4 protein-coding genes are annotated in these 6,443 nt (G+C 30.1%); 2 read left to right on the top strand and 2 right to left on the bottom strand.

Annotation, left to right across the window (positions count from 1 at the left end; all coding sequences use genetic code 11):
• Positions 1–3 precede the first annotated feature (3 nt).
• Together VJI95_RS07480 and VJI95_RS07485 are read right to left on the bottom strand one after the other, a co-directional pair.
• Complete coding sequence (locus tag VJI95_RS07480) at positions 4–834, bottom strand: ParB/RepB/Spo0J family partition protein (RefSeq protein ID WP_323999845.1); 831 nt, start codon at positions 832–834, stop codon at positions 4–6.
• Positions 834–1,628, bottom strand: a complete 795-nt coding sequence (locus tag VJI95_RS07485; RefSeq protein WP_324010984.1) for a ParA family protein — start codon at positions 1,626–1,628, stop codon at positions 834–836. The genes VJI95_RS07480 and VJI95_RS07485 overlap by 1 nt, the downstream gene beginning before the upstream one ends.
• A gap of 364 nt (positions 1,629–1,992) precedes the next feature.
• Between VJI95_RS07485 and VJI95_RS07490 the strand changes: the two genes are divergently transcribed.
• Positions 1,993–3,195, top strand: a complete 1,203-nt coding sequence (locus VJI95_RS07490; RefSeq protein WP_324010986.1) for a C40 family peptidase — start codon at positions 1,993–1,995, stop codon at positions 3,193–3,195.
• Positions 3,196–3,528: 333 nt separating this feature from the next.
• Positions 3,529–6,443 (top strand): VaFE repeat-containing surface-anchored protein (locus tag VJI95_RS07495; protein WP_324010987.1); only part of this gene is annotated, 2,915 nt, incomplete at its 3' end.

Consider the following 6,443-nt stretch of genomic DNA (forward strand, 5'->3'; position numbering starts at 1 on the left):
TTATTACTCCAAATTATATATATTCATTAAACTATCTATTATTCGTTGTAAATCTGCTTCGTTTAAATAGCTTATTTCTATTTGACCACCTTTTTTCTTTGAATGGATTTTAACTTTTGCATCCAAAACTTCTGTTAATCTTTCACAAATATCTTTTATAAAAATATCATCATTCTTATTTTTACTTTGCTTAGCCTTTTTCTCAACATCTCTAATATTAACCTCTTTAACAAGTAGTTTATCAAGATATTTTTTTCTTTCTTCTTCGGTTTCTAAAGAAAGTAAAGTTCTTCCTTGACTAGGACTTAATTCTCCACGAATTAAATATTCTTTAATATAATCTGATAGATTTAACAGTCTTAGATTATTTGCAATATAAGATCTGCTCTTTCCAATTATATCTGAAAGCTCCTGTTGTGTAAGCTTATATTCTTCCATCAGAGTTTTTAAAGAAATAGCTTCTTCAATTGGATTTAAGTCCTCTCTTTGAATATTTTCTACCAAAGCAAGTTCTCTTGCTTTTCTATCTGTAACATTCTTTACTACTACAGGTACTTTTTCTAATCCTGCTAATTTAGATGCTCTAAATCTACGCTCACCAGCAATTATTTCGTATTTATCATCAACTTTTCTAACTACAATCGGCTGAATAACTCCGTCTGTCTTTATGGAATTAGCTAATTCTTCCAAACTTGCATCGTCAAAGTTTTTTCTAGGCTGATCCTCCCTAGCAATTAACTTATCTAAGTCGACGGTTAATAAATTTTCATCAGTAATAAAGTCTTCTTCTCTTAAAAGAGAACCAAGACCTCTACCAAGACCTTTCTTTTTCATTATTTTCTCCTATTCTTAATCAATTCTTTAGCTAAAGATAAATAAGCAATAGCTCCTTTAGAATTTTTATCATAATATATTATACTCTCTCCAAAACTTGGTGCCTCAGCTAAACGAATATTTCGTGGAATAACTGTATCAAAAAGTTTGTCCTTAAAATAATTTTCTGTTTCAATTTTTACGTCTTCAGATAAATTATTTCTGGAATCATACATTGTAAGTAGAACACCTTCAACTTCAAGATCTGGATTTAATCCTTTTCTTATTAGATTAACAGTATTCATCAGCTGACTCACACCCTCAAGAGCATAATATTCACATTGTATTGGAATTAGTACACTTTGTGAAGAAACTAATGCATTGATACTAAGAACTCCCAATGAAGGGGGGCAGTCAATTAGAATAAAATCGTAATTAGTTGGTATCTTCCCTATTTCACTTTGTAACAGGTATTCTTTTTTATCCACACTTAAAAGTTCGATTTCAAGACCGCAAAGGTCTGAATTAGCGGGAATTATATCAACATTTTTTGATTTTGTCTTTTGAATTGTATCATTTATATCTTTTTCATGGGTTAAAACATCATAAATAGTTATATCGGTATCTTCAACCCCAAGACCAGAAGTAGAATTTCCTTGTGGATCTATATCTATAACCAAAACTTTCTTTCTATTAAAACCCAAAGCTGACGCTAAATTTACAACTGTAGTTGTTTTTCCAACGCCACCCTTTTGATTAAACACTGAGATTACTCTCATTTCTCTTTTCTTTCTAAAAACGTCAAAAATTTTCATATTTATTTCCTTATTATTTGTGTTTTTTTCTTTTTTACCATAATTCCTTTCTAATATGTATCTTAATACAACTATATTGTTTTATTACTATTTTTATCATCAAGTATAAAACTACTATTATTATATCATAATTTTAGATATAATATTTAAAATTATAAAAAAAATTATAAAAATGTTTCACGTGAAACAAAGAATTAAATAAAAAACAGTAAAAATGTTTCACGTGAAACATATCATGCGAAACATAAATGAACCTAAAAACATTTTTGTAACTTATTTGTAACCTTTTGTAATTTTTTTGTAACTTTTTGTTGACTTTTTTCAATACTTGTTGTAAAATGTCCTTGTGAGTTAGGAGGTAATTATGAAAATTAAGAAAGTTTTAACAACTTCTATGTTGTGTGCATTGGTTTGTACTGCATTACCAGTATCAAAATCTTTTGCAGATGAAACAGACAAGACAGAAGTTAAAATTGAAAGGACAAGTATTGAAGAAGTAAATAAATCATTAATCAGTAGTTCAGATAAGATATTTGAAGTTCCTTCCGCTTTAGAATTAGCAAAATTAGAACAAGATAATAATATATACTCTTTAGTTAGTGAAGAAGATACTAAAATGCCTGAGTTAGAAGAAAATTCATATTATGTAAAAGAATCTACTGAAATGAAACCAGTTTTAAGCGAAAACGAAGAAGAAACTATTAAAGTAGAAAAAGGTTCTGTCGTTAAAGTTGAAATGAGTGGTGATAAGAAGGCTATTGTTTCTGTGAATGATAAAGTTGGAACTATTGATGTTGAACTTTTAACAAAGGAAACAGTTGAACCTGAAAAAAATGAAACTGAAATAAAAGCTGCTGAAGAAAAGAAAGCAGAAGAAAATAAAGCTGAAACTCTAAAGAAGGCTCCTGTTAAAAAGGTTAGTCTTTACGCAACAGAAAATTTGAATGTTAGATCAGATCGATCATCTAGTTCATCTAAACTTGGCGTGTTATCAAAAGGAGAAAAAGTAAATGGTATAGATAAGGGTGAATGGGTTGAATTCAACTTCAATGGAAAGACTGGTTATGTTATGAAATCATATCTTTCTGAAAAGAAACCTGAAGTTCAACAACCGAGAGAAGAAAAATCTAAGAAACAAAACAATTCAAGTTCTTCTAATAATTCATCTAGACAAGAAAGCCAATCAAGTAATGCTGATGTAGATACAGTTGTTAATCTAGCTTTAGCTCAAGTAGGGAAACCATATGTTTGGGGAAGTGCTAATCCTAATGTAGGTTTTGACTGCTCAGGACTAGTACATTATGTTTACAAACAAGTAGGAATTACTTTAAGTAGATCATCATATAGCCAAATTAATTATGGTACTAGAGTTAAATCTTCTGAATTAAGAAAAGGAGATTTAGTATTCTTTAATAATGGTGGTGGCAGAATTAGTCACGTAGGTATTTACATTGGAAACAACAAGTTTGTTCATGCATCAACTCCAGGAACTGGTGTTATTGTTAGTAAACTGTTTGGAAGTTATTTCGGAAATACATTCGTTGGGGCAACTAGACTTATTAAATAATTTATAAAATTAAGGACGGTTTTTGAAACCGTCTTTTTTGTTGCTTGCTTAAGCATAATTTTTTTGAAAAAACGAATAAAAATTGACTAGTTATGTTAGTGAATGCAAAAGATTAAACCAAAAGAAAATCCCTATTTGTGAAAAAACATATTAAATATGCCAATTATAGTGTAAAAACAAAGAGGAATTTTTAAATAAGATGTATAGACAATATTTTAGAATTTTGATATAATAAAAATGTATGCATAAACATATATTGAAAAATATAATGAATATCAAATTGTTTTTTAGATGTGTTTAGATATAATAATTTTATTTAAAAGGGGGATATTTATGAAAAAAAGAACGAAAGGTTTTATAGTATGTTTTTTGATTTTATCAATGGTATTTCAAACGATTAGTTCAGCTTTTATTTATGCACAAGGTGAAGTAAAGCCGAATGTTACCGTTACAGATTTTTCTATTGTTGATAAAAAATCTGAGTATTATGGCTATGAGAAAGTTAAACTTGAATTGAAATGGGATGCGTCTCATTATAATAATACTCTTAAAGAAGGGGATTATTTTGAGGTTACTTTACCTGAAAATATGACTTTTCCTACAACGAGCGAGGCAACTAACTTTGACTTGCTTGATAGTGAAGGAAAAGTTGTTGCCAAAGCGGTGGTTACGCCAGGAGCAGGTGGTGGTGGTAAGATTAAAGCTACCTTTACAAGTTATGTTAAGGATAAATATAATGTTAAAGGTACAATGCACTTGGAAGCACATTTTTCTGAAGAGAAGCTTAAATATGGCGAAGAAAATATTTTTAAAGTTGTAGTTGGAAATACAACAAAAGAACTAAAAGCAAATATTAAAAAAGTTATCGGGAAACCTACAGAACAATTTGCAAAATGGGCTGAAGAAATTCCTGGTAATAGTAATCAAGTTAAATGGTCTTTAAGAATTAACTTCAGCGCAGGAAAATTAACTAATCTTAAAATTGAAGATAAACTTTCAGGTGATGAAACAATTATTGAAGGGTCTTTGAAATTATACTCAATATCTTTAAACAAATTTGGTCAAAATAAAGGTAAAATAGAGATACCTAATGTTGATTTTAAGTTATCTGCAGATAAGAAGAGTTTTACTGTTGACTTGAGCAAGGTAAGACCACAAATTCCAGAAAGTTTTGATGCAAATGGGAATGTTAAAAGCTGGAAGGAAAGTGATAAACCTGTTGGAGATTTAACAGGAGCTCAATTATTTATAACTTATAAAACAACTTATACACCAGGAACTAAAGTTACTAATAATGCTAAAGGAACTTCACCTAATTGGGATTCTCCAAAACATTTATCTTTCCAATACCAATCAGCTTCTTCAGGAGGAACTGGAGAAGGAAATAAGGGGAAAGTTAAGATTGTAAAAGTGGATGCAGTTAATCCTAATATTAAACTTCCTCAAGCAAAATTTGAAATTAGAGTTAAAGATACAAATGAATTAGTTGAAACAATGATTACAGGAGCAAATGGAGAGGCTATTTCCACAAAAACATTGGATCCAACTAAGAAATATATATTAAAAGAAATTAGTACACCACCAGGATATGAAGTTGAATCAACAAGTCAAAACTTGGAATTTACACCGAATGCAAATAAGTTAACAGGTATAGATATTAAAAATAAACGTATTTTAACAAGTGTTTCTGGTGAAAAGACTTGGGTAAATGATGAGGGATATAATGTTCGTCCTGAACAAGTAACTATTCAATTAGTTGCTGATGGAGTTGATGTACAAGGAAAGACTTTAACAGTAAAACCAGATCAAAACGGACAATGGAAGTATGAATTTAAGGATTTACCTAAATACAGAACAGATAAGCGAGATGAAAATGGGAAGGATATTCCGATAGTTTATACTGTAAGAGAAGTAAATGTACCTGAAGGATATACTTCTGAAGTTACAGGCATGAATGTAAAGAACACATATAAACCTAAGGAATTTGATTTTAAATTTAGAAAAACTGATATTAATGGAACAGAATTACCAGGAGCAACTATTAAATTAAGTTCAGATGATGGTAGAAATCTAATTAAAGAAAATGGAGTTAAAGTTCCATCGGTAGAATGGGTTTCAGATGGGAATGCTAAACAATTAACTCTTGAGCCTGGTAGTTATACACTTAAAGAAGAAAATGCACCAGAAGGATACACTTTCGCTACAACAATTAAGTTTACAGTAAAGCCTGATGGAACAGTAGAAGGAACTAATGTAAAAGTAGAAGGCTCTACAACTATTGTAACAATGGTAGATGATTACAAATATCATCCAGTAAAGGTAAGTAAAGTAGATTTAGGTGGAAAAGAATTAGTTGGAGCAAAGATAACAGTTAAGTCAGCAGATGGAACAAACTTAATTAGTGAAAATGGTAAGAGTGTAAATTCAGTTTCTTGGGAATCAACAGATACAGCTAAGGGATTAAAATTAAGAGCAGGAAAATATGTATTCCACGAAGAAGCAGCACCTGAAGGATATTTAACAGTAACAGATATAGAATTTGAAGTTGATAAAGACGGAAATGTAAAAGTAACAAAAGTAGCAGAAGATGATATAGTAAAATCAGAAGGTGGAAAAGTTACAATTACGGACCGTAAGAAACCAACAGTAAAGACAAAGGCAACAGTAAATGACAAGAAAGAAGACGAACCAACTGACAAGGTAGTATTAACAGATGTAGTTAAGTATAATAACTTAATAGTAGGAAAGAAATATACAGCTAAGTTAGTATGGATGGATAAGGAAACAAATAAGCCATTCATGGTTGACGGAAAAGAAGTAACAGTAGAAAAAGAATTCGTAGCAGAACAAGAAAATGGAGAAGTAGAATTAAGTACAACTGTGGATGCTAAGCATTTTGAAAAAGATACAACATTAGTAGCTTTTGAAGAAGTGTATAAGGATAATACTTTAGTAGCATCACATAAGGACATTAATGATGCGGATCAAACAGTAAAGGTTAAACAACCAAAACCAGAGCTAAAGACAGAAGCAAAAGTTAATGGAGAAAAAGAAGCAAAAGCAAAAGATGAATTAACATTAACAGATAAAGTAAGCTATAAGAATTTGGTAATTGGGAAAGAATATACAGTTAAACTTGTTTGGATGGATAAGGAAACTAATCAACCATTTTTAGTAGATGGAAAAGAAGTAACAGCAGAAAAGACATTTGTAGCTGATAAGAGTGAAGGAGAAATAGAATTAAGTAC

The sequence above is a fragment of the Parvimonas sp. C2 genome (assembly GCF_035282405.1).
GTDB lineage: Bacteria > Bacillota > Clostridia > Tissierellales > Peptoniphilaceae > Parvimonas.